Here is a 19,350-nt window from a genome sequence, read left to right as displayed (position 1 = left end):
GGGTGTACGGCGACGGGGTCAGCGGACCCAGGGGGCGCGCGGGCTCTGTCAGGGGCCGCCCGACGCCCGCTGCTGGCGCAGCACCGCCACCCTCCGGTACAGCTCCACCGCCTCGGCGCCCCGCCCCAGCTGCTCCAGGCAGTGGGCCTCGTCGTTGCGGCTGGCGAGGGTGTCGGGGTGGCCGGCGCCGAGGACGCGTTCGCGGGCGGTGGCGACCCTGCGGTACTCGGTGAGGGCGTCGGCCCAGCGGCCCAGCCAGCCGAGGCCGACGGCGACCTCGCGGCGGCTGACCAGGGTGTCGGGGTGCTCGGGCCCCAGGACGCGCTCGCGGATGGCGCAGACGTCCCGGGACTCGGCGAGGGCCTCCTCCCAGCGGCCGAGGCGGCCGAGGTTCACGCCGAGGCCGTGGCGGGCGCGGAGCGTCTCGGGGTGGGCGGGGCCGTGGACACGGGTGCGGTCGTCGATGAGGTCGCGGTAGAGCTGGAGCGCCTCCGCGCTGCGGCCGAGCCGGCCGAGGCTGATGCCGACCTCGTAGCGGGCGGCGAGGGTGTCGGGGTGATCGGGGCCGAGGGCCTGGGCGCGGGCCTCTGCGACCTCGTGGTAGGTCTGCAACGCCTCCGGCCAGCGGCCCAACTGGCCCAATGCGTAGGCGACTTCGTAGCGGGTGACCAGCGTGTCGGGGTGGCCGGCGCCGAGGACCCGGGCGCGGGCCGCCGCCACGTCGTGGGCCATGCGGTACGAGTCCTCCAGGCGTCCGAGGCGGCTGAGGTTGAAGGCGAGGTTGTGGCGGCAGCGCAGGGTGTCGGGGTGGTCGGGGCCCATGGTGCGCGCGCGGGCGGCGAGGACGGACGTATAGACCTGGTGGGCGTCGAAGTGGCGGCCCAACTGGCCGAGTACGTACGCCATTTCCTGGCGGGCGGCGAGGGTGTCGGCGTGGTCCGGGCCGAGCGAGAGGCTGCGGCTGCGGGCGACGTGCTTGTACTCGCGCAGGGCGTCGGCGGCGCGGCCGGTGCGGCTGAGGGTGAAGGCGACCTCGTAGCGGCTTGCGAGGGTGTCCGGGTGGTCGGGGCCGAGGAGGTGCTCGCGCTCGGCGGCGACGGCCCGGTGCACCTCGCCGGCCTCCGCCCAGCGGCCAAGGCGTCCCAGGCTGAGGCCGGCGTTGTGCCGTCCGGCCAGGGCGGTGAGCGACTCCGGGTCGGGGGCGGCCGGTCCGTCCGGGGCGGGCTCGCCCATCTGCCGGCCGGTCGCGTCCCGGGGGATCCACTCGCCGGTGAGCCCGGCCCCGGCGTCCGGCGGCGTGCCGCCGAGACCGGCGCCGGTGGCCTTGTGACCGGTGGTCATCCCGCGGGTCCAGGACGGCAGCCGGGCCTCGCGCGCGGTCGGCTCGGGCCGGAACGTCGGCTGAGGGGTCACCACGGTGGGCACGTACGTCGGTGTCGTCCGCCCCATGCTGATCCGGCGCCCCAACTCTCGGGCGTCGCGCGGACGTTGCTCGGGCGTCTTGGCCAGCAGGTCCAGGATGATCTTCTCGAAGTACTCGGGCACCTCGGCGCGGTGGCTGCGCGGCGGCCGGGGCGGGGTGTCCCGGTGGCCGACGAGGATCGCCCACGCGTCCTCCAGGTCGAACGGCGGTACCCCGGTGGCGATCTCGTACAGCACGCACCCCAGCGAGTAGAGGTCGCTGCGCTGGTCCACCTCGGAGCCGCCGATCTGCTCCGGCGACATGTAGTGCGGGGTGCCCATGGCGATGCCGGTGCCGGTGAGCCGGGAGGTGAAGCCGATGTCGTGGCCGAGCCGGGCGATGCCGAAGTCGCAGATCTTCACTGTGCCGTCGGTGAGCCGCATGATGTTCGCGGGCTTCAGGTCGCGGTGCACGATGCCCTGTTGGTGGGTGTAGGCGAGGGCGGCGGAGACCTGGTCGGCGATCTCGACGACGTCCGCGACGGGCAGCGGATGGTGTTTGTTGTCCTCCAGGAGCTGGCTGAGGTTGCGGCCCTCCAGCAACTCCATGACGAGATACAGGATTCCGTCGGACTCCCCGAAGTCATGGACGACGGTGACTCCGCGGTGCTGGAGGGCGGCGGCCACCCGGGCCTCTCTGCGGAACCTCTCGCGCAGCACCCGGGTGAAGGACTGGTCGTGGGACGGGCCCAGCGGCTTGAGGCACTTCACGGCTACATGACGGCCCAGCGACTCGTCGCGTGCCCGCCACACCTCGCCCATGCCGCCGCGCCCGATCAGGTCGAGCAGCCGGTACCGGCCCTGGATCAGCTTGCTGTCCCCCATCTGCTGCGATCGCCCCCGATGGTCTCGCCCCGCCCCTGGCCCGTCCAGTATGGCGAGCTATCTACCCACTTTGTATGGTGCGGGCCGCGAGCCGGGGCCGAGCCGTGACATGGCCCGGATGATGTGTTTGGGCGGGAGTTGCCAGCGAAGACGTGCGGGAACACAGCGCAACAGGGTGCCCGTGGCACGCAACTGGCGGGTGACGGTGGCGGGTTTCGGGGCCGGTCTGCCGTACAGCTCGTGGGCGTACGGCGGCAGAGCGGCGTACGCCAGTTGTGCCACGCGCCGCCACAGCACCTCGCGCGCCGGGATGAGCAGGGGGTGCGTCGGCGGGCGGAGCAGGAAGTCGTCCACCGCGCGTGCCTCGGGTCCGACGGCGAGTTCGGGACGCACCTTCTCGAAGTAGGCGGCCATCTCGGCCTGGTCGGCGGGTACGGCGTCCGGGTCGAGGCCCACCAGACGGGCGCTGACGCGGTGTTCGGCGATGTAGCGGTCGGCCAGCGCGTCGGTGAGGTGGAATCCGGAGCGGCGCGCGACGTGCAGATAGGAGTCGATCTCGGCGCAGTGCACCCACAGCAGCAGCTCGGGTTCGTCGACGCCGTACCGCTCCCCCGTGTCCGGGTCGACGGCCGACAGCATGGTGTGGATCTTCCGGACCCGCGCGCCCGCCTTCTCCGCCGCCTCGGTGGTGCCGTACGTGATGGTGCCGACGAAGTTCGCGGTGCGCAGGAGGCGGCCCCAGGCGTCCTGGCGGAAGTCCGAGTTCTGCATGACGCCGCGCACCGCTCGCGGGTGCAGGGCCTGGAGATAGAGCGCGCGGACGCCGGCGACCCACATCATGGGGTCGCCGTGCATCTGCCAGGTGACCGACTTCGGCGTGAACAGCCCCGGGTCGGCGTCAGCCATTCGTGCCACCTCCGCCCTGTCCCAGCGGAAGGTCCTCGACCAGGACGTCGATGACCAGAATCGCGAACGAGACGCCCAGCAGGGTCCAGGCCGCGTAGCGCTGGCCGAACGAGTCGTCGCGGTAGTGGACGGCGACGAGGCCGACGACCACGGCCGCCGCGGCGCTGGCCGTGCTCACCGCGTGCAGCACCCACCAGAGCCAGGGACCGCCATACGTGGCGCGCTTCTTCCCCGACCGGTGCGTCACCAGTTTGGTGAAGAGCAGTACGACCGCCACGGTCACGACATTGTTGTAGAAGTCCGGTTCGAAGCCTGCCACATCCGCAGGCTAACGCCGTACCCGCGGCATCCCCAGACCGATCCACGAGATGATCTCGCGCTGGATCTCGTTGTTGCCGCCGCCGAAGGTGAAGATGACGGCCGAGCGGTAGCCTCGCTCCAGCTCGCCGTGGAGGACGGTGCCCGCCGAGCCCTCCTTGAGGGCGCCCGCAGCTCCCACGATCTCCATGAGCCAGGCGTAGGCGTCGCGGCGGGCCTCGGAGCCGTACACCTTGACCGCGGAGGCGTCCTGCGGGGTGAGGGTGCCGTCCTGGACGGCGCTGACCATCTGCCAGTTGAGGAGTTTGAGGGCTTCGAGGCGGGTGTGGGTGCGGGCGAGGCGGCGGCGTACCCAGGGGAGGTCGACGACGCGGCGGCCGTCGGTGAGTTTGGTCTCGGTGGCCCAGCGCTGGACGTCGTGGAGGGCGCGGATCGCCATGGTGCCGTGGGCGGCGAGGGTGACGCGTTCGTGGTTGAGCTGGTTGGTGATCAGGCGCCAGCCCTGGTTCTCGGCGCCGACGCGGCGGGTGACGGGGACGCGGATGTCCTCGTAGTAGCTGGCCGTGGTGTCGTGTCCGGCGAGGGTGTTGATGACGGTGCAGGAGTAGCCGGGGTCGGTGGTCGGCACCAGGAGCATGGTGATGCCCTTGTGGGGCGGGGCGTCCGGGTCGGTGCGGGTCGCGAGCCACACCCAGTCCGCGGTGTCGCCGTTGGTCGTCCAGATCTTCTGGCCGTTGACGACGTACTCGTCGCCGTCCCGTACCGCGCGCGTCTTCAGGGAGGCGAGGTCGGTGCCCGCGTCGGGCTCGCTGTAGCCGATCGCGAAGTCGATCTCGCCGGAGAGGATCTTCGGCAGGAAGTACGCCTTCTGCTCGTCCGTGCCGTACTGCATGATCGTCGGGCCGACGGTGTTCAGCGCCATGAGCGGCAGCGGCACTCCGGCCTGGGCGGCCTCGTCGAAGAAGATGAACTGCTCGATCGCGCTCAGGCCCCGGCCGCCGTACTCCTCGGGCCAGCCCACGCCGAGCCAGCGGTCCGCGCCGAGCCGTCGGATGATGTCGCGGTAGAAGCGCTTCTGCTCCCGTTTGTCGCCGTGCCGGGCGTGCGCGTCCTCCGGGACCAACTGGGCGAAGTAGGCGCGCAGTTCGGTGCGCAGCCGCTGCTGCTCGGGCGTGTATTCGAGATGCACGGCGCCTCCAGGCTCCCCGGGACCGGTCCTGTCGGCGCACACGGTAGAACGTGTTTCAGAAATTGGGAATGGTGAGGGCGTACGAAGAGACCGGGCGAGGGCACGCGAAAGGGCCCCTGGCGTACCAGGGGCCCTTTCGTGGTGAGGTGACGCGCGAACCGCTCAGTGGGCGACGGGAGTCGGCCGCGCCGCGCCCGCCGTCTCCTTGGCCGCCCTGGGGACCAGCAGCCGCTCCGCCAGCAGCCCGAAGAGCAGCCCGAAGGAGGTCCACAGGGTCACCTGGACGGCGAGGGCGGCGAGCCGGTACTGCCACAGCAGCGCGGCCGGGAAGTGCTCCGGCACCTCGTTGAACGACGGCAGGAAGGCGTACGCCAGACCGACGACGAGGACGAAGAACGCGCCCGCCGCGAGGGTGGCGTTCCAGTTGCCCAGGCGGGGCGCGAGGCGCTTGCCCAGGATGACCGCGCCGACCGTGAGCAGCACGCTGAGCACGATCATCAGGAAGAACAGCGCGGTGCGCTGGTTGAGGGTGTCGGGGTCGCCCACGGCCGGCGGGTTGGCCGGGTACTTCAGGAACGGGACGACGTAGACGGAGCCCAGTCCGGCGGCCGCCAGGAGCAGCGCGCTCGCGCGCGGCCCGAAGCGGCCGATCCGGCCGAGCGCGAAGCAGTACGCGAGCGCCGCGATACCGCCGAAGGCGACCCCGTAGACGAGGACGCCGGTGGACAGGCCGGCGGTGGACTGCAGGGTGCGGCTGACGAGTTCCTCGCCGCCGTGCTCGTGGGCGTGGGACTCCTCGAAGGCGATCGCCTGATCGACCTTCGGTTCACCCAGGAAGTACGCGACCACGAGCGCGGCCAGACCCGCGGCGAGGCCCGCGAGCATGCCGCGGACCAACAGGTTTCTGACAGTTGCGGAGTTCATGAGCGGAAGTGCTTCCTCGTCGCTGTCAGTGGCAGGGGAAGCCGAGCAGGTGGCGGGCGTCGTGCACCCACTCGTGGACCCCCTCACCGGAGATGAGGGAGGTGGCGCCCTGTTCGGCGCCGACGAAGTAGAGCAGGACCAGCATCAGCACGCCGAAGAAGACCGCCCAGGGGGCGATGGCGCCGATCGGCAGCTTTGCGGGTACGGCGGTGGAGCTGGTGGTCGGCTGGGCGACGGTCTGCGCCATGGCAGGAGCCTCCTGGGGGAACTCGCGTCCCGTTTCGGTGGTGCACAGGACGACGGGGCGGGTCTGACTCACCCGGCCCGCACCCGAAGGGCGTTCCCGGCATACAGTGGCGCGACCGTGCCGGAATCCCACCGGCTTCCACCGAACCGTCGTCGATATCCACGAGAAGGTACCGCGTGGGAGAGGTGCGGCCAAGAGCGCATGGGAGCACCCCGGGCGCTCCCGGAGGGCTGTTCGGCCCGTCAAATGCCGATCTTGGAGGGGTTGTTGAGCGGGGGAAGGGACGTATGACCAGCCGAGTGATGTTGATCTCACCCGCGATCACGGAGGCGCTGCGGGAGGCCAGGTTCGACGACGGCTGCTCTCTCGACGCCTCCGGGCGCCGCCTCGCCGAGGCCGCCGCGGGCACCCTCCCGGCAGCTGACCTGGTCGTCTGCTCCCCCACCGTGCGCTGCCGGGAGACGGCCGCCGCGCTCGGGCTGCGCGCCGAGGACGCGGCACCGCTGGCGGCCCTGGACGCCGGGCGCTGGCGCGGTTCGACCTTGGCCGACGTGAGCGCCAAGGAGCCGGAGTCACTGGCCCGTTGGCTCGCGGACCCCGAGTCGGCGCCGCACGACGGCGAGTCGGTGCGCGCGGTGTGCGACCGAGTCGGACGGTGGCTGGACACGGTCGCCGACGGCGCGGGGCGCGTCATCGCCGTGGCCGAGCCCGAACTCGCGCGCGCGGTGGTCGTACGGGCCCTCGGCGCACCGGAGTCGGCGTTCTGGCGCACGGACGTCCCGCCACTGACGGTCGTCGAGCTCAGCGGCCGACTGGGGCGCTGGAACGTACGCCTGGGGCGTGCGCTGGGCTGAGGTGGGCTCGGCGCGGTGTCGAGGGCTGGTTCAGGGCGATCGGCCCCTCCGCCGGGCTCAGTTCAGCGCTCAGTGCGCCGCTCAGTACGCCGTACGCCGCTCAGTTCTGCGCTCAGCGCAGCGTCGCCATGAAGTCCGTGCAGGCCTGGGCGCAGTCGCGGCAGGCCTTCGCGCCCTCCTCGGCGCCGGGGCGGCCGTCGAAGGCGTGGGCGCACTCCAGGCACACCGTCCGGCACCATTCCAGCTGGACGCGGATGGCGTTCTCGTCCAGCCGGTTCTGCTCGGACAGCACCCGGCACGTCGCGTCGCAGACCTCCGCGCACATGATGCCCTTGCGTCGTACGAGTTCCTGTTCCTCGGTCCCGTCCGGATCCACGAGGCTCGCGCGCAGGGCACACGCCCGGGCGCACTCGGTGCACGCCTGTGCGCAGACGAAGCGGTCCTCCAGGTACCGGAAGAGCTCCTGCTGGGTTGTCGTCGTCACACCGGGCGGGTAGCCGTGGTGGATCGTGTCAAACCCCGCGCTCCCAAGGGTTTCGGCCTGTTTCTCCGGTTTGGTTCGCACGGGACGCCAGGGGTACTCGCGTGCCATGACTACCGCATGGATGGACGTGGCCGCGGGCCGGGGCGCCCTCGGCATCGGGCTGCTCGTCGCGGGTCTCGTGGTCGTGGCGATGCTGATCGGCGCCTTCTGGATGGGCGCTCGCATACGCCGGCGTGAGCCACCGCCGCCGACCCCCGAGGAGCAGCCGCGGCTGCCCGAGGGCGGTCCGGTCCGTGAGATCCGGGAGAACCGGGAGCCCGACGAGGTGCCCCGCGGCGACCGCAGGGTGCTCCCGCACGAGTCGCCCGCGTTCGGCAACTCCCCCACCCGCACGGGCCCGGAGAAGGAACGGCCCCGGTGGACCGAGGGCAGCAGCGGTTCCTTCGGCAGCGGCGGCCCCGGCGGCCGCTGACCGACCTGGGCGTGCACGGATCGCACGGCGTACGCACCGGGCACGTTTGGGACCTCGTACGCATCGCACAGAGGGGAGCGAGCTCCATGACCGACTCCGGTCGCGACACCCTGCCTCTGCCCGACTACGACCACCTCCCCATCGGCGGCCTGGAGAGCCGCGTACGGTCGCTCGGCTCGGAGGACGTACAGACCCTGCTCGCCTACGAGCGCACGCACGGCGACCGTCTCCCCGTGACCGAGGTGCTCACGGCCCGGCTGGAGCAGCTGGACGCCGGTGCGGAACCGACCGACGGTGATCCGCGGGCGCTGCGCCCCGAGCAGCGGGCGGGCCGGGCGGGCTCGCCCGTGTCGCCGGTGACCTCGCCGCAGCCGTTCAGCCCGCCGCCGCACGGCACACCCGACCAGCGCGGCAAGCCGAAGGGTGACCGTACGTAGCCGCGGCGGCACGGGCGCGGTGGCGATCAGGCACGGTCCATGCTGTGATCGTTGCTCCGGGGGAACCGCACACGACCGGGTGAAGGGCCGCCCACGCGAGCCGTCCACGCCCGCACGGTGTCCGAGGAGCGGCCCATGGGCGTGCAGCTGACCGTCAATGAAGCGATCACCCGGCTCACCAGAGCCACCCCATGGGTCACCGTGGACCGGATCCCCCTCGACTTCGCCTGCCATCACCCGCAGGGGCTCGACCGCGTCGGCGAGAACTTCTTCCTCAGCAGCGCGGAGATCCTGGAAGCCACCGTCCGCCACGAGCATCCCGAACCCGGCGGCCCGGACCGCACCGCCGGCAAAGGCGTCGGCCACCTCTACGAGATGGACCCGACAGGGCGGATGCTGCGCGAGTGGACGCTCGGCGAGGACACGATCTACCACCCCAGCGGCCTGACCTTCGACGGCGAGCACGTGTGGGTGCCGACGGCCGAGTACCGCCCCGACTCGCGGTCGATCATGTACCGGATCGACCCGGTGACCGGTGACGTCACGGAGGACTTCCGCTACCCCGACCATCTCGGCGGCGTCTCCCGCGATCCCGGCACCGGGCAGCTGTACGGCATCACCTGGGGCGGCCGGCGCATCCTCGAACTGACCTCGGACGGCGCGCTGCACCGCGAGGTCCCCGTGCGCAGCCATTACGTCGACTTCCAGGACTGCGTGGAGATGGCTGACGGCCTCGCGTCCTGGACGGGGATCGCCGAGTACCCGGACGGTTCCGGCGGTGTCTTCCAGCTCGGCGGGATCGCCCTGCTGGACATGGCCACGGGCGACATCAAGCACGAGGTTCCGGTGACGGTCCTGTCCCCCGCCGGACGTGTCGTCACCTTCAACGCCACGCACATCGAGGTGGTGGACGACCGACTGCGCATGTACGCCGTCCCCGACGACGGCGAGCGGCTCGGCGACTCCAGCCTGCTCGTACTGGAGGCCGAGATCTCATGACCACTCAAGTCACCTTCGAAGTCACCGAGGCGGAACGGGAGGTCGCCGATCTCCTGCCGGTCGAGGCGCCGGTGACGGCCTGTCATGAAGTGCTGGACACCGTCCCGATCTGGTTCCACACCTTCGCCCTCAACAAGCGGGCCGGGCTCTACACCCCGGGTCTCGCCCGCGACCACCGCTACCGCATCCCGTTCCTGCCGGCCGACTTCACCGGTCTGGACGTCCTGGACGTCGGCACCTGCGACGGCTTCTACGCCTTCCTCGCCGAGGCCCGCGGCGCGGCCCGGGTGCTGGCCGTGGACAACGAGCAGTACTGCCACATGGTCCGCGGCCGGTGGGGCATCGAGATCGCCGGCGGCGCCGGATTCCGGGCGATGAAGGGGCTGTTGGGCTCCTCCGTCGACTATCTGCGCGCCAACGCCCTCGACCTGGTGGTCACCCCGAAGGAGCGGTTCGACTTCATCTACTGCTGCGGGATGCTGCACCGGGTGCCGAACCCCCTGGGCATGCTCCAGGTGCTGCGCAATCTGCTGCGCCCCGAGGGCCGGATCCTGCTGGAGACCTACGGCGTGCCGGAGGGCCACGAGGACACCCCGGCCATCCAGGTCCTCTCGGCCGGCGAGGCCAACCCCGGCGACGACGTGCACTACTGGGGTTTCGGCCCCCGGACGCTCGCCCGGCTCGCCGAGTGGGCCCGGCTGACCGAGACCGGCGACACCACGATGACGACGATCGACGGCCACCCACGGATCATCGCCACCCTGCGCGCCGCGTGACACGGCATCGCGCGAGGCCATCGGCGGTGGTCAGTGCGTGATGACCGGGACCGGCACCTCGTCCTCCGCGCCGTCGCCGGAGGCCGCCACCGAACCCGTGCCCGGTGAGCCGGCGTTGACCAGGGTCACGACGATGCCCGCGGCGAGGACCAGCATGCCGACGGCGAACCAGACGGCGTTGGTGTAGCCGTGCACCATGCCCTCCAGCTGGACCAGCTGCTGCTGGGAGCGGGAGTTCGCGGAGCCGATGTGATCGGCGATGTAGCTGGTCGTGGCCGACGCGGCGATCGTGTTCAGCAGGGCGGTGCCGATCGCGCCGCCCACCTGCTGCGAGGTGTTGACCATCGCGGAGGCGACACCGGCGTCCCGCGGCTCGACGCCGAGCGTGGCCAGGGACATGGCCGGCATGAACGCCGTACCCATGCCGAGACCGAGCAGCAGCATCGACGGCAGGATCAGCCCCGTGTACGACGAGCCGATCTCCAGCCGGGTCAGCAGGAACATGCCGACGGCGGCGACCAGGAAGCCGGGGCCCATCAGCGTCCGCGCGGGGACCCGGGTCATGAGGCGGGCACCGATCTGGGTCGAGCCGATCATCATGCCGACGATCATCGGCAGGAAGGCGAACCCGGTCTCGATCGGCGAGTAGCCCTTCACGATCTGGAGGTAATAGGTCAGGAACAGGAACGTGCCGAACATCGCGATGATCGCGATACCGAGCGAGAGATAGATGCCACCGCGGTTGCGGTCGGTCACCACGCGCAGCGGCAGCAGCGGGGCCTTCACCCTGGCCTCGGTCACCACGAACGCGAGCAGCAGCACCGCCGACGCGACGAATATGCCGATCGTCAGGGAGTCGCCCCAGCCGCTGGATTCGGCGCGGGTGAAGCCGTAGACCAGCGCGACCAGGCCCAGCGTGGACAGGACGACGCCCGGGATGTCGAGCGCGGAGCGATTGCGGCCGCCCTCCGGCTCACGGATGACGAAGTACGCGCCGAGGGCGGCGACGATCGCGAAGGGGATGTTGACGAAGAACGTCCAGCGCCAGTCCAGGTACTCGGTCAGCACACCGCCGAGGATCAGACCTACGGCACCGCCGCCACCGGCGATCGCGCCGTAGATGCCGAACGCCCTGGCCCTCTCCTTGGCGTCCGTGAACATCACGGCGAGCAGGGAGAGCGCGGCGGGCGCGAGCAGGGCGCCGAAGACGCCCTGGAGGGCGCGGGCGCCGAACATCATCGCCTCGTTGGTGGCCGCGCCGCCGAGCGCGGAAGCCGCGGCGAAGCCGGTCAGGCCGGTGACGAAGGCGCGCTTGCGGCCCCACAGGTCGGCGATCCGTCCGCCGAAGAGCAGCAGGCCGCCGAAGGCGAGGGCATAGGCGGTGACGATCCACTGCCGGTTGCCGTCGGAGATGCCCAGGTCGGTCTGGGCGGAGGGCAGGGCGATGTTCACGATGGTCGCGTCGAGGACGACCATCAGCTGGGCCAGCGCGATGAAGGCCAGGGCCTTCCAGCGGTTGGCGTCCGGGACGCCGGGGGTCTTCCGGGCTGTTTCAGACATGGGGGTACCCACTTCGGGACTTCAGGACTTCAGGACGGAGAGAGATGTGGTGAGGGGGAGGCTCCCGGGCCCGGCGGCGGACCGTAGGGGGTGGGGTCCGGCCGCCGGGCCGGGGTGGTGCGCCGGTCCCGTCCCCACGGATCCGGCGCGGTGGGACGGCCCCCGCTCAGGGCGGTCCCGGCTGTGAGGTGGCGCGAGGCCGGCGGTGCCGGCTCCGGTCACGGGTGGTCACTTCGGCATGCCCACGGCCCGGGTGATGACGGTGTCGAAGGCTCGGTCGGACACGAGGCGCCGCAGGGCGATGAGCGGGCGGGCGCCGAAGCCGGTGGCGTAGCGGGTCCTGGGACGGCGGGCGGTGACGGCCTTGCCGATCGCGTCGGCGATCACCTGGGGCGGGGAGTTGCGCTTGGCGTTGGCCTCGGAGCGCAGCGAGGAGGCCACGGCGTCGGCCTGCCGGGCGTAGGCGCCGGCGGTGGAGGACTTCTCCAGCTGGTCGGCGGCGATGCCGCCCCACTCGGTGGCGATGCCGCCGGGCTCGATGACGACGACGTCGATGCCGAACGGCCTGGCCTCCAGGCGCAGGCAGTCGCTGAGGGCTTCGAGGGCGAACTTGGTGCCGTGGTACCAGCCGCCGAGCGGGGTGTAGATCTTGCCGCCCATGGACGTGATGTTGACGATGGTGCCGGAGCGCTGGGCGCGCATGTGCGGCAGGGCCAGCTGGGCCAGGCGCATGGCGCCGAAGACGTTGACCTCGAACTGGCGGCGGGCCTCGTCCATCGGTACGTCCTCGATGGCGCCGTAGGAACCGTACCCGGCGTTGTTGACGAGGACGTCGATGCGGCCGGTCTCGGCGACGATCCGGTCGATGCCGGCCCGCATGGAGTCGTCGTCGGTGACGTCCATGGCCAGCGGGCGGACGCCCTGGCCGGCCAGGGTCTGGAGGCGGTCGGTGCGGCGGGCGGCGCCGTAGACGGTGTAGCCGAGGGACTGGAGCTTCAGGGCGGTGGCCTCACCGATGCCGGACGAGGCGCCGGTGACGAGAGCGGTCTTGGTGGTCATGGCCGGTCCTTGCGAGAGTAAGATGAACTTGGGTTCACTATTTATCCTGAACCCCGGTTCACGTTATTGCAAGTCCACCCGCAGGAGAGCCATGGCACAGTCCCGAGCGCCCCGCGCCGACGCCGTCCGCAACCGCAAGAAGATCCTCGAAGCCGCCCGCGAGCAGATCACCCTGCACGGACCCGATGCCGGGATGGACCAGATCGCCGCCGCGGCGGGCGTGGCCGTGGGCACCCTCTACCGGCACTTCCCCACCAAGAACGACCTGGTCAGCGCGGTCATCCAGGAGTACCTCGGCCATGTCGCCGAGGTCGCGGAGGCCGCCCGCGAACGTCTCGCCTCCGGCGCGCGCGCCATGGACGAGATCACCGCGTTCCTCGCCCACGTCATCGAGGCCACCGCCACCAACCGCGCCGTCAAGGCCGCCGCCCACACGCTCGGCGCGGACCTGGCCCTCGGCGACATCGAAGTCCGCGCGACCACCGCGCTGGCCGCCCTGATCCAGGCGGGACAGGCCGACGGCGACATCCATCAGGACGTCACCGTCGACGACATCTACCTGCTCTTCAATACCGCCCCCACCGACCAGCCGGCCGCCACCCGCGACCGCTGGCTCACCCTGGTCCTCACCGGCCTGACCACGCACACCCGGACCGCCTAGACGCGCGGACCGGGACGTCGCCGCACACGTGACCTTCAGCGCCGCAAGGTCGATACTGCCGACTACAGGGCTCCGCCACTCTCGCCAGGAGGTACCCATGAGGATGCTCATCAACGTCTCGTAATTTGGTGCGGCCGCAGGTCACGACCATGCTGAGGGCTCGTTGGTCAGCAAACTCCCAGCATGAGTCAGGAGACGTGCACGTTGGCGACCCAACTCATCCGTGGGATGGGCAGCTGCTTCAAGCTCTGCGCCTGTTCCCGCCAGACCCGATGCCCCCACCCTTACGCCATTCGCTACCGCGATGCAACGGGCCGCCAGCGCGAGGAGACGGGGTACTCGACGCAGCAATCTGCGATCGAGCGACTCACCAAGGTCTACAACGAGAAGATCAACACCCCGCGCCAGCAGGCTGACCTCAAACGCGAGATCGGAAAGCAACGCTTCGGGCCGTACGCGTCCACGTGGCTCACCCGACAGCGACACTACGCTTCCGGCAGTGTCCGCACGGTCAATCAGGTCCTGAACAGCCATATTCTTCCGGTTCTGGAATCCCGCCGGATGAATACCTTCACGTCGACCGTCGTCGAAGACTTCATCATGTCGATGGAGGAACGTTCCGTCGGCCTGGCCGCGCAGCAGAACTCCTTCGACACGCTCAAGAAGATCCTTCTCGACGCGCGTCGCCGGGGAGGCATCACCGAGGACCCTTTCGACGGGGTTATGCCGCCCGAGTACATCCCTCGGAAGATCACCATTCCGGCGCTGGACGAGATCCATGCCCTCAAGGCTGTCGCCAACGACGGCCTCGTCGTCATCATGGACCTGATGTCCGGTTGCGGTCTCCGCAACGGAGAAGCCTACGCAGCCCACACGGAGCGGATGGTCGCGGACGACGTCTACCGAATCACCGAGCAGATCGAGGGAAAGACGCGCGAGCGGTCACGCCTCAAGCACCGCAAGCCTGGAGAATTTCGCGAAACTCCGATGCCCTGGACGGTGCGCGAGTCACTCCTGCGGTACGAGAAGGACCACGGCGTGTCTGCGGACGGGTACCTTCTCCGAACCCAGCGGTCTGCCCATTGGGCACACACCACGCTCGAATACCAGTGGAACGTTGCGAAGAAGAGGGCCGGCATCACGAGGAAGCTGACGACCTACTCTCTGCGCCACTACTTCGCGTCCAACTGTCTCTCCAGGGGCATACCCATCACGGACGTTGCGGAGTGGATGGGGCACAAGAACATCAACATGACCTTCAAGATCTACCGCCACCTCATGCCGGCGTCGATCGGCCGAGCCGCTCGGATCCTCAACGACGGCCTGTGAACACGAAAGGGCCGGGCTTGCGCCCGGCCCTTTACGCAACCTTCTGTTGCTGTGCCCATCGATCAAGATCCGCGATCTTGAACTTCAACTTACCGCCGAAGTAGTACCTGGGGATGCCATGCCGTTGGGACTCTTCGATACATCCAGCGCTCGGTCATGTCGAGATATGTAGCCGCATCAGCGACTCCCACGTACTGGCGATCCATCCATTCCTCCTCGTCACACTCACGGGAGGTATACACAATTTTACCGGCCGCACCCAACGAAAGCGGCCGCGTCACGCTCGGATCTCCACCGACGATGACCGGGCCCGGTCGACGACGCCCGGGGCTCGGTTGCACAGCAGTGAGTTCAAGCGGACTGCCAGTGGATGAAGCCGAGCGAGGTCAGTCCTTCGGACCGACAGAGGCGATCCGACGGGCCACCGACCTCCGTTTGGAGGAGCTGATATGCGGCCCCATTGGTCTGGCCCCAGTGCATAGCCGCCCGCCACAGCAGCCTTCCCAGGCCTTCACCGCGGTGCTCTGGGAGGACACCGAAGTACTGCGGCATCAGTTGCGGGGTGCCAATCGCGTCGCGACGGATCTCCATTGGGCCGATAGCGCCGGCCACTCTGCCGTCCGAGACGGCGGTCAGGACTGGGCCGACCGTTCCGGCCCGCATCTGCCCAGAGAGGAAGACGAAGCCGTCGGATGCCATCTGTTCGGCGAAGTCGGAGAAGGTATCTCGCACGCCCGCTGGCCAATCATCGTTGGAGCGCACTGGGCCGTCCGGAGGGATGCAGAGTCTCGTCCTGAAGTCCATCAGTTGGATGCGCGTACCGCGGCCGCTCGGAGACTCGGGACCGAGGAACCGTACGATGCGCAACTGGCTGGCACCGTGGTCGGCGGCTAGCTTCTGTGCGAGTTCGGTGGCGGCAAGCACGCTGCTTGGCTCCATGCCATAGAGGTGGACCTTGATCATGCCACCAGCGCGCCGGGACAGCGTGGGGATCAACGTCTCGCCGGCCCGATGCACGATGCTGTCCACGAGGACGGTTTCGTCCTTACGGTCGGACCAACGGATGTCCTTGTCGTAGCGCAGGAACCAACGATCGGTGGAAGCCGCGGTCAGGGTGTCCGTGAACAGATCCTCGGTCAGTACGGACGGATGGACCGGCCCGATCGTCGGCACGTAGGGCGTCAGCACCACTGGACGTAGCCAGTCCCAGCGGAATCGCATTGCTTCAGGGTACTCATCTCGTGCTCAGGTCTCAGACCCCGACGCGGATGCGCCAGGGCCTGAGGGCAGGTGACCGAAGGGGGTCAGTTCGGGTTGTCGTCGCCGGCTGCGCACGAGCAGGCGCTGCCCTCCATCAGGGCGTCGGCGTCGACCTCGATGACAACGGCGGTAGTGGCAACGAGGCCGGTGGCAAGGACCGGGCGAATGGCCGGCGGTCGGCGGGTCAGGATCTCGACGGGAACAGGACTCATGAGGGCACCATCTCCTTGGTGTCTCCGTGCTGGCAGTAAGTGTTCAGTGGTGCCTTCGCCTCCTGGTAGACCTTGGCGAGCGGTCGGCACACCCGGCAGGTACCGGAGAGCGAGCAGCCCGAACAGCCACCGGTGCGAAGCATGAGCCGATCGGAGATCGCTCCGAGTCGGCGAAGGCCATCGATGCCTTCAGCCATGAGGTCGATCTGGTCATCGCGTCCGATCTTGCAGATCGAGACCCTGGCGTGCGGGTCAGCGTGGAAGAAGGTCACGCCCGCGTTGCAGCCCTGGAAGACCGGGCGCTTGCGCAGGTGCTCGGTGGATTGGACGAGCAGCGGCTCGCCCGTGCCGGAGAAGGTCGGCTGCATGTTGGTGTAGACGTGGTAGTCGAGGCCCCAGCTCTCAACCAGGGCCGCCATAGCGTCGACCTCGTGGGCATTGTCCTCTGTGACTACGACGGACACTCGCAGGGGTAGGTCGGCGTTGCGGGCTGCTGCCATGCCCTTTCGGAAGTTCTTCCAGGCACCCTTGCGCTGGGTGAGCTCGTCGAAGGAGTCCTCCGTGGCGCCGTACATGCTGACAACGACGCGGTATGGCGGGCAGTCGCGGAACAGCCGCAGCAGCTCGGGTTTCCACAGGCGCGAGGCGTTCGTCGAGACCGTGAGCATCATGCCCTGGCGGTACGCGTACCGGTAGATGCCCTCGAAGTCGGGATCGACTGTCGGTTCCCCGCCCGTGATCTGGAGCCAGAGCACCCCGGAGTCGCGGAAGATGTCGATCAGCTTGACCTTGTCGTCCCACCCCAGGCTGGCGAGAGGGCGTTCGCCGAGATAGCAGTGCTTGCAACCGAAGTTGCAGTAGAGATTGATCTCCCAACTCGCCCGGGCGAAGGCGAGCTCGGTCGGTTCGCGCACCAGGAGTGCCTCCTGGCAGTTCTGGCCGTCCAGGTCGAGGTCCCAGGCCTCGGTCGCGGTGGCCGCCAGCCAATCGGGCACGCGGTCGTCGACTCGGGCATATTGCCGTAGGTCCTCGTAATGCGAGGCTGGCAGGCGCACGCACACGGTACTCCCCGGACGAACAGCCAGGTAGCCGTCCAGGAACGGGCTAACGATCAGCCGGTGCATCCTTTACCTCTTCTCTTGAGACTGGATCCCGCCCCTGCTGCGACCTGTCCTTCTGAGGTGGGGGAACCTCCAGTTCGAGCAGCAGGGGCGGGGGCATATGGCGCTTCAGGGCCTGGCCGTCCTCTACGCGACATGGGCGGGCGGTCTCGGGAACGGCATTGGAGCCGACCACTGGCCAGGGGGACGCAGCTCATCCCCGGATGTGACGGCGCCTCGGCGACGGACGGCTCGTTCACTCATCGTCCAGTGGAGCTGTTCGAGCCGGAACACACACCGCCGGCAGGCGAACAGCGGGAAGACCACGTCGGCCACCGCGATGTCGCCGACTTCGGCTACCGGGACACCGGTCTGCTCGCACTTGAAGCAGCTGCCGTCCTGCCAGGCGAAGCGCCCCCACAATTCCTCCGGTCTCAGCCCCATGGCATGCCTCCGGTTGTCCGGTGTGGCAGCGGCTTGCCGCCGGCGACAGGCACGAACAGCACGGGGCGGGCGTGCCACGCAAAGGAGAACGGCTCCGCCACCAGAGGCAGCGTGAATTCGGCGCCCCTTTCAAGGGCCGACACGGCGTCTTCCCACCACGGATCGCTCCGGTCGACCAGACGGTCAACGAGGTACGGCCCGACGGCCGAGGCGAGGATGCGGACAGTAAGGCGGGCCCATCGCACGGCCGACTCAGGAGATGGCTGCGATGCAGACCGGATCCGCTCTCCGTCGATGTGACGCCACTCGCACCAGAAGCCCGGATGGGGCTTACCGACGGTGCTCATGACCCCGGACGAACGGTGAAGGAGCATCGGGTGATCAGGTCGCATGGCGGCTCGGCTCGGTGTAGATCCACAGCAGACGCCGGGCCACGTTGGCCACGTCGCGCATATAGAAGAAGGCGTTGAAGGCCGCGGTTTCCTTCGTCGGGCGGCCCGTCAGCTCCAGTAGCCGGTAAGCCTGTCTGAACAGGTCTCTGACATCGGAATCTCCGTCGGCGCCGAGATCCTGGACGAGGAGGTGGTTCAGGTGCCTGATGACGACCGTCGTTCTGGCATCGATGTCCTCGCGGGTCGAGGTTCCGAGCTGCATCCGAAGGGCGGCGTCGGTGCTGTCCGCGATCGACTCCGCGTCGACGGTTGAAGCCTCGGGCTCGTTGGTCACGGTGGCCACCACGCATCTCCCCTCGGTGCCGCATGGCGCGGCTTCCTTGGTTGCTCAGGTTCGAGAACGACCGTAGGACTGCCGTGTTTCAACTCCCAAGAAGATTGCGCGAGTTTGCAGCAAGTCGATTGACGGCCCCGAACAGGCCCTCGACCATCGAGGTGTCACGCAAATCAGCGCAAGGCAGCAGACAGGAGAGCGCCATGCAGCTACGGTTCCTTGGTAAGAACTCCACCGTGGGAGACTGCCCGACCTTGTACGTCACGGACCGGGATACGTACCTCGTCCAAGGCTGGAAGATCTTCGCTAACGAACTGCTAATGCAACTCGACATTCCCGAGGGGCAGACGGCAGTCGAAGTACCGACGGAGCTGTTCGAGTTCCTGAAGGAGGACGGACTGACAGCCGGTGAGTTCAGGCGGATCGAGGACCCGGTCATGGTCCTCACGCCCGGCGGCACGTACGTCGTCCAGGGCCTGGAGGTCACTGACCCCGAGGCGCTGTCCCAGATGGAGATCCCGGACTACGAGACCGTGGTCGAGGTCCCGAAGGCCTCGATCACCGCCCTACTGGAGGAACCGCGTGGAGTTGATCTCCAGCGCCAAGCGCAACCGGCTCTTTGAGACCTTCACGAAGGACGCCTTCCATCTGGAGCTGAGGGACGACTACTCCGTCCCGGATGAGGACGGGCCGTTTGAGTGCTGGCTTCGGGGAGCGCCGGTCGACTACTCGTACATGGAGGCGTGGATGCAGCTCATCAAGCGCGCCACCGGAGAGGGCAAGACCGTCCGGCGCGTGCGCGTTGTCACCGAGCCCCACTCGCCCTACATCCAGTGGGAGTACGCCGCTACTCCCCACAACGAGGAGGCCGGCGAGGAGATCCGATGGCTGCCGCGTCACCGGCTTCCCGAGGAACTGGTCTTCCCCGTCGGCGGCAACGACTGGTGGTTGTTCGACGGCCGCCTCCTGGCCGTGGGGCACTTCGACAGCGACGGCCGCGTGCTTGGCTCGGAGCTGGTCGATGCTACCGAGGCCGTTGCTGAGTGCGTCCGCGTCCGAGATCTGCTGTGGGACCTGGCCATCCCGCACCGCGAGTACAAGCCCTGA

At 69.2% G+C, this 19,350-nt stretch carries 24 protein-coding genes and 1 riboswitch; of the genes, 9 read left to right on the top strand and 15 right to left on the bottom strand.

Annotated features, from left to right (window positions below; genetic code table 11):
- Positions 1–48: 48 nt before the first annotated feature.
- The 6 genes from ABZ928_RS22755 to ABZ928_RS22730 form a co-directional block, all read right to left on the bottom strand.
- Complete coding sequence (locus ABZ928_RS22755) at positions 49–2,286, bottom strand: serine/threonine-protein kinase (RefSeq protein WP_361521790.1); 2,238 nt, start codon at positions 2,284–2,286, stop codon at positions 49–51.
- A gap of 57 nt (positions 2,287–2,343) precedes the next feature.
- Positions 2,344–3,192 (bottom strand): oxygenase MpaB family protein, encoded by an 849-nt coding sequence (locus tag ABZ928_RS22750; protein ID WP_361521787.1) that lies wholly within the window; start codon positions 3,190–3,192, stop codon positions 2,344–2,346.
- Positions 3,185–3,511, bottom strand: a complete 327-nt coding sequence (locus tag ABZ928_RS22745; RefSeq protein ID WP_361521784.1) for a hypothetical protein — start codon at positions 3,509–3,511, stop codon at positions 3,185–3,187. Before ABZ928_RS22745 ends, ABZ928_RS22750 begins: the two co-directional genes overlap by 8 nt.
- 9 nt (positions 3,512–3,520) lie before the next feature.
- Positions 3,521–4,699, bottom strand: a complete 1,179-nt coding sequence (locus ABZ928_RS22740; protein ID WP_361521781.1) for an acyl-CoA dehydrogenase family protein — start codon at positions 4,697–4,699, stop codon at positions 3,521–3,523.
- 162 nt (positions 4,700–4,861) lie between these two features.
- Positions 4,862–5,623 carry a CbtA family protein gene (locus tag ABZ928_RS22735; RefSeq protein ID WP_361521778.1) on the bottom strand — a complete coding sequence of 254 codons (762 nt, stop codon included), beginning with the start codon at positions 5,621–5,623 and terminating at the stop codon, positions 4,862–4,864.
- Positions 5,624–5,648: 25 nt separating this feature from the next.
- Positions 5,649–5,870, bottom strand: a complete 222-nt coding sequence (locus tag ABZ928_RS22730) for a CbtB-domain containing protein (RefSeq protein ID WP_361521775.1) — start codon at positions 5,868–5,870, stop codon at positions 5,649–5,651.
- Between the two features lie 38 nt (positions 5,871–5,908).
- Positions 5,909–6,062: riboswitch (cobalamin riboswitch) on the bottom strand.
- Positions 6,063–6,157: 95 nt separating this feature from the next.
- On the opposite strand from ABZ928_RS22730, the gene ABZ928_RS22725 reads away from it, so the two are divergent.
- Positions 6,158–6,724 carry a histidine phosphatase family protein gene (locus ABZ928_RS22725; protein WP_361521772.1) on the top strand — a complete coding sequence of 189 codons (567 nt, stop codon included), beginning with the start codon at positions 6,158–6,160 and terminating at the stop codon, positions 6,722–6,724.
- Positions 6,725–6,836: 112 nt separating this feature from the next.
- Here the strand turns inward: ABZ928_RS22725 and ABZ928_RS22720 are convergent, their stop codons facing one another.
- Positions 6,837–7,208, bottom strand: a complete 372-nt coding sequence (locus ABZ928_RS22720; protein ID WP_361521769.1) for a ferredoxin — start codon at positions 7,206–7,208, stop codon at positions 6,837–6,839.
- A gap of 106 nt (positions 7,209–7,314) precedes the next feature.
- Between ABZ928_RS22720 and ABZ928_RS22715 the strand changes: the two genes are divergently transcribed.
- The 4 genes from ABZ928_RS22715 (at position 7,315) to ABZ928_RS22700 (ending at position 9,892) form a co-directional block, all read left to right on the top strand.
- The gene (locus ABZ928_RS22715) at positions 7,315–7,680 is read left to right on the top strand and encodes a DUF6479 family protein (RefSeq protein WP_361521766.1); all 366 of its coding nucleotides are present in this window, start codon (positions 7,315–7,317) and stop codon (positions 7,678–7,680) included.
- Positions 7,681–7,766: 86 nt separating this feature from the next.
- Entirely contained in the window at positions 7,767–8,117 is a 351-nt protein-coding gene (locus ABZ928_RS22710) for a hypothetical protein (protein ID WP_361521763.1), read from the top strand.
- Between the two features lie 135 nt (positions 8,118–8,252).
- A complete protein-coding gene (locus tag ABZ928_RS22705) occupies positions 8,253–9,116 on the top strand; it encodes a DUF6454 family protein (protein WP_361521760.1) in 864 nt (287 codons plus the stop codon).
- On the top strand, positions 9,113–9,892 hold the full coding sequence (locus tag ABZ928_RS22700; protein WP_361521757.1) for a methyltransferase domain-containing protein: 780 nt from the start codon (positions 9,113–9,115) through the stop codon (positions 9,890–9,892). Before ABZ928_RS22705 ends, ABZ928_RS22700 begins: the two co-directional genes overlap by 4 nt.
- Positions 9,893–9,922: 30 nt before the next feature.
- Here the strand turns inward: ABZ928_RS22700 and ABZ928_RS22695 are convergent, their stop codons facing one another.
- Together ABZ928_RS22695 and ABZ928_RS22690 are read right to left on the bottom strand one after the other, a co-directional pair.
- A complete protein-coding gene (locus tag ABZ928_RS22695) occupies positions 9,923–11,452 on the bottom strand; it encodes an MFS transporter (RefSeq protein ID WP_361521754.1) in 1,530 nt (509 codons plus the stop codon).
- Positions 11,453–11,680: 228 nt separating this feature from the next.
- The gene (locus tag ABZ928_RS22690) at positions 11,681–12,511 is read right to left on the bottom strand and encodes an oxidoreductase (RefSeq protein ID WP_361521751.1); all 831 of its coding nucleotides are present in this window, start codon (positions 12,509–12,511) and stop codon (positions 11,681–11,683) included.
- A gap of 91 nt (positions 12,512–12,602) precedes the next feature.
- Here ABZ928_RS22690 and ABZ928_RS22685 point away from each other — a divergent pair, with 91 nt between their 5' ends.
- Positions 12,603–13,172 carry a helix-turn-helix domain-containing protein gene (locus ABZ928_RS22685; protein WP_361521748.1) on the top strand — a complete coding sequence of 190 codons (570 nt, stop codon included), beginning with the start codon at positions 12,603–12,605 and terminating at the stop codon, positions 13,170–13,172.
- 183 nt (positions 13,173–13,355) lie between these two features.
- On the top strand, positions 13,356–14,501 hold the full coding sequence (locus ABZ928_RS22680; protein WP_361521745.1) for a tyrosine-type recombinase/integrase: 1,146 nt from the start codon (positions 13,356–13,358) through the stop codon (positions 14,499–14,501).
- A gap of 351 nt (positions 14,502–14,852) precedes the next feature.
- Here ABZ928_RS22680 and ABZ928_RS22675 read toward each other — a convergent pair whose 3' ends face one another.
- The 6 genes from ABZ928_RS22675 to ABZ928_RS22650 form a co-directional block, all read right to left on the bottom strand.
- On the bottom strand, positions 14,853–15,722 hold the full coding sequence (locus ABZ928_RS22675; RefSeq protein WP_361521743.1) for a GNAT family N-acetyltransferase: 870 nt from the start codon (positions 15,720–15,722) through the stop codon (positions 14,853–14,855).
- Between the two features lie 83 nt (positions 15,723–15,805).
- On the bottom strand, positions 15,806–15,973 hold the full coding sequence (locus tag ABZ928_RS22670) for a hypothetical protein (protein WP_188291026.1): 168 nt from the start codon (positions 15,971–15,973) through the stop codon (positions 15,806–15,808).
- The gene (locus ABZ928_RS22665) at positions 15,970–17,097 is read right to left on the bottom strand and encodes a radical SAM protein (RefSeq protein ID WP_361521740.1); all 1,128 of its coding nucleotides are present in this window, start codon (positions 17,095–17,097) and stop codon (positions 15,970–15,972) included. Before ABZ928_RS22665 ends, ABZ928_RS22670 begins: the two co-directional genes overlap by 4 nt.
- Positions 17,098–17,220: 123 nt before the next feature.
- The gene (locus ABZ928_RS22660; RefSeq protein WP_361521737.1) at positions 17,221–17,517 is read right to left on the bottom strand and encodes a hypothetical protein; all 297 of its coding nucleotides are present in this window, start codon (positions 17,515–17,517) and stop codon (positions 17,221–17,223) included.
- On the bottom strand, positions 17,508–17,864 hold the full coding sequence (locus ABZ928_RS22655; RefSeq protein WP_361521734.1) for a hypothetical protein: 357 nt from the start codon (positions 17,862–17,864) through the stop codon (positions 17,508–17,510). The genes ABZ928_RS22660 and ABZ928_RS22655 overlap by 10 nt, the downstream gene beginning before the upstream one ends.
- A 34-nt stretch (positions 17,865–17,898) precedes the next feature.
- Positions 17,899–18,252: a hypothetical protein gene (locus ABZ928_RS22650; protein ID WP_361521731.1), complete on the bottom strand. Its 354-nt coding sequence runs from the start codon at positions 18,250–18,252 to the stop codon at positions 17,899–17,901.
- A 194-nt stretch (positions 18,253–18,446) separates the two neighbouring features.
- On the opposite strand from ABZ928_RS22650, the gene ABZ928_RS22645 reads away from it, so the two are divergent.
- Together ABZ928_RS22645 and ABZ928_RS22640 are read left to right on the top strand one after the other, a co-directional pair.
- A complete protein-coding gene (locus ABZ928_RS22645) occupies positions 18,447–18,866 on the top strand; it encodes a hypothetical protein (protein WP_361521728.1) in 420 nt (139 codons plus the stop codon).
- The gene (locus ABZ928_RS22640; protein WP_361521725.1) at positions 18,826–19,350 is read left to right on the top strand and encodes a DUF6879 family protein; all 525 of its coding nucleotides are present in this window, start codon (positions 18,826–18,828) and stop codon (positions 19,348–19,350) included. The genes ABZ928_RS22645 and ABZ928_RS22640 overlap by 41 nt, the downstream gene beginning before the upstream one ends.

This window comes from Streptomyces sp. NPDC046909 (assembly GCF_040644695.1).
Taxonomy (GTDB): Bacteria; Actinomycetota; Actinomycetes; order Streptomycetales; family Streptomycetaceae; genus Streptomyces.
The sequence above is the reverse complement of the archived record's forward strand: the minus strand, read 5'-3'. Positions and strand labels throughout refer to the sequence as shown.

Excerpts from the sequence above, each read along its gene's own strand:
- ABZ928_RS22755 (WP_361521790.1), bottom strand. The coding sequence starts at position 2,286 with ATGGGGGACAGCAAGCTGATCCAGGGCCGGTACCGGCTGCTCGACCTG.
- ABZ928_RS22750 (WP_361521787.1), bottom strand. The coding sequence starts at position 3,192 with ATGGCTGACGCCGACCCGGGGCTGTTCACGCCGAAGTCGGTCACCTGG.
- ABZ928_RS22735 (WP_361521778.1), bottom strand. The coding sequence starts at position 5,623 with ATGAACTCCGCAACTGTCAGAAACCTGTTGGTCCGCGGCATGCTCGCG.
- ABZ928_RS22730 (WP_361521775.1), bottom strand. The coding sequence starts at position 5,870 with ATGGCGCAGACCGTCGCCCAGCCGACCACCAGCTCCACCGCCGTACCC.
- ABZ928_RS22725 (WP_361521772.1), top strand. The coding sequence starts at position 6,158 with ATGACCAGCCGAGTGATGTTGATCTCACCCGCGATCACGGAGGCGCTG.
- ABZ928_RS22715 (WP_361521766.1), top strand. The coding sequence starts at position 7,315 with ATGACTACCGCATGGATGGACGTGGCCGCGGGCCGGGGCGCCCTCGGC.
- ABZ928_RS22710 (WP_361521763.1), top strand. The coding sequence starts at position 7,767 with ATGACCGACTCCGGTCGCGACACCCTGCCTCTGCCCGACTACGACCAC.
- ABZ928_RS22705 (WP_361521760.1), top strand. The coding sequence starts at position 8,253 with ATGGGCGTGCAGCTGACCGTCAATGAAGCGATCACCCGGCTCACCAGA.
- ABZ928_RS22700 (WP_361521757.1), top strand. The coding sequence starts at position 9,113 with ATGACCACTCAAGTCACCTTCGAAGTCACCGAGGCGGAACGGGAGGTC.
- ABZ928_RS22695 (WP_361521754.1), bottom strand. The coding sequence starts at position 11,452 with ATGTCTGAAACAGCCCGGAAGACCCCCGGCGTCCCGGACGCCAACCGC.
- ABZ928_RS22690 (WP_361521751.1), bottom strand. The coding sequence starts at position 12,511 with ATGACCACCAAGACCGCTCTCGTCACCGGCGCCTCGTCCGGCATCGGT.
- ABZ928_RS22685 (WP_361521748.1), top strand. The coding sequence starts at position 12,603 with ATGGCACAGTCCCGAGCGCCCCGCGCCGACGCCGTCCGCAACCGCAAG.
- ABZ928_RS22680 (WP_361521745.1), top strand. The coding sequence starts at position 13,356 with ATGAGTCAGGAGACGTGCACGTTGGCGACCCAACTCATCCGTGGGATG.
- ABZ928_RS22675 (WP_361521743.1), bottom strand. The coding sequence starts at position 15,722 with ATGCGATTCCGCTGGGACTGGCTACGTCCAGTGGTGCTGACGCCCTAC.
- ABZ928_RS22670 (WP_188291026.1), bottom strand. The coding sequence starts at position 15,973 with ATGAGTCCTGTTCCCGTCGAGATCCTGACCCGCCGACCGCCGGCCATT.
- ABZ928_RS22665 (WP_361521740.1), bottom strand. The coding sequence starts at position 17,097 with ATGCACCGGCTGATCGTTAGCCCGTTCCTGGACGGCTACCTGGCTGTT.
- ABZ928_RS22660 (WP_361521737.1), bottom strand. The coding sequence starts at position 17,517 with ATGGGGCTGAGACCGGAGGAATTGTGGGGGCGCTTCGCCTGGCAGGAC.
- ABZ928_RS22655 (WP_361521734.1), bottom strand. The coding sequence starts at position 17,864 with ATGAGCACCGTCGGTAAGCCCCATCCGGGCTTCTGGTGCGAGTGGCGT.
- ABZ928_RS22645 (WP_361521728.1), top strand. The coding sequence starts at position 18,447 with ATGCAGCTACGGTTCCTTGGTAAGAACTCCACCGTGGGAGACTGCCCG.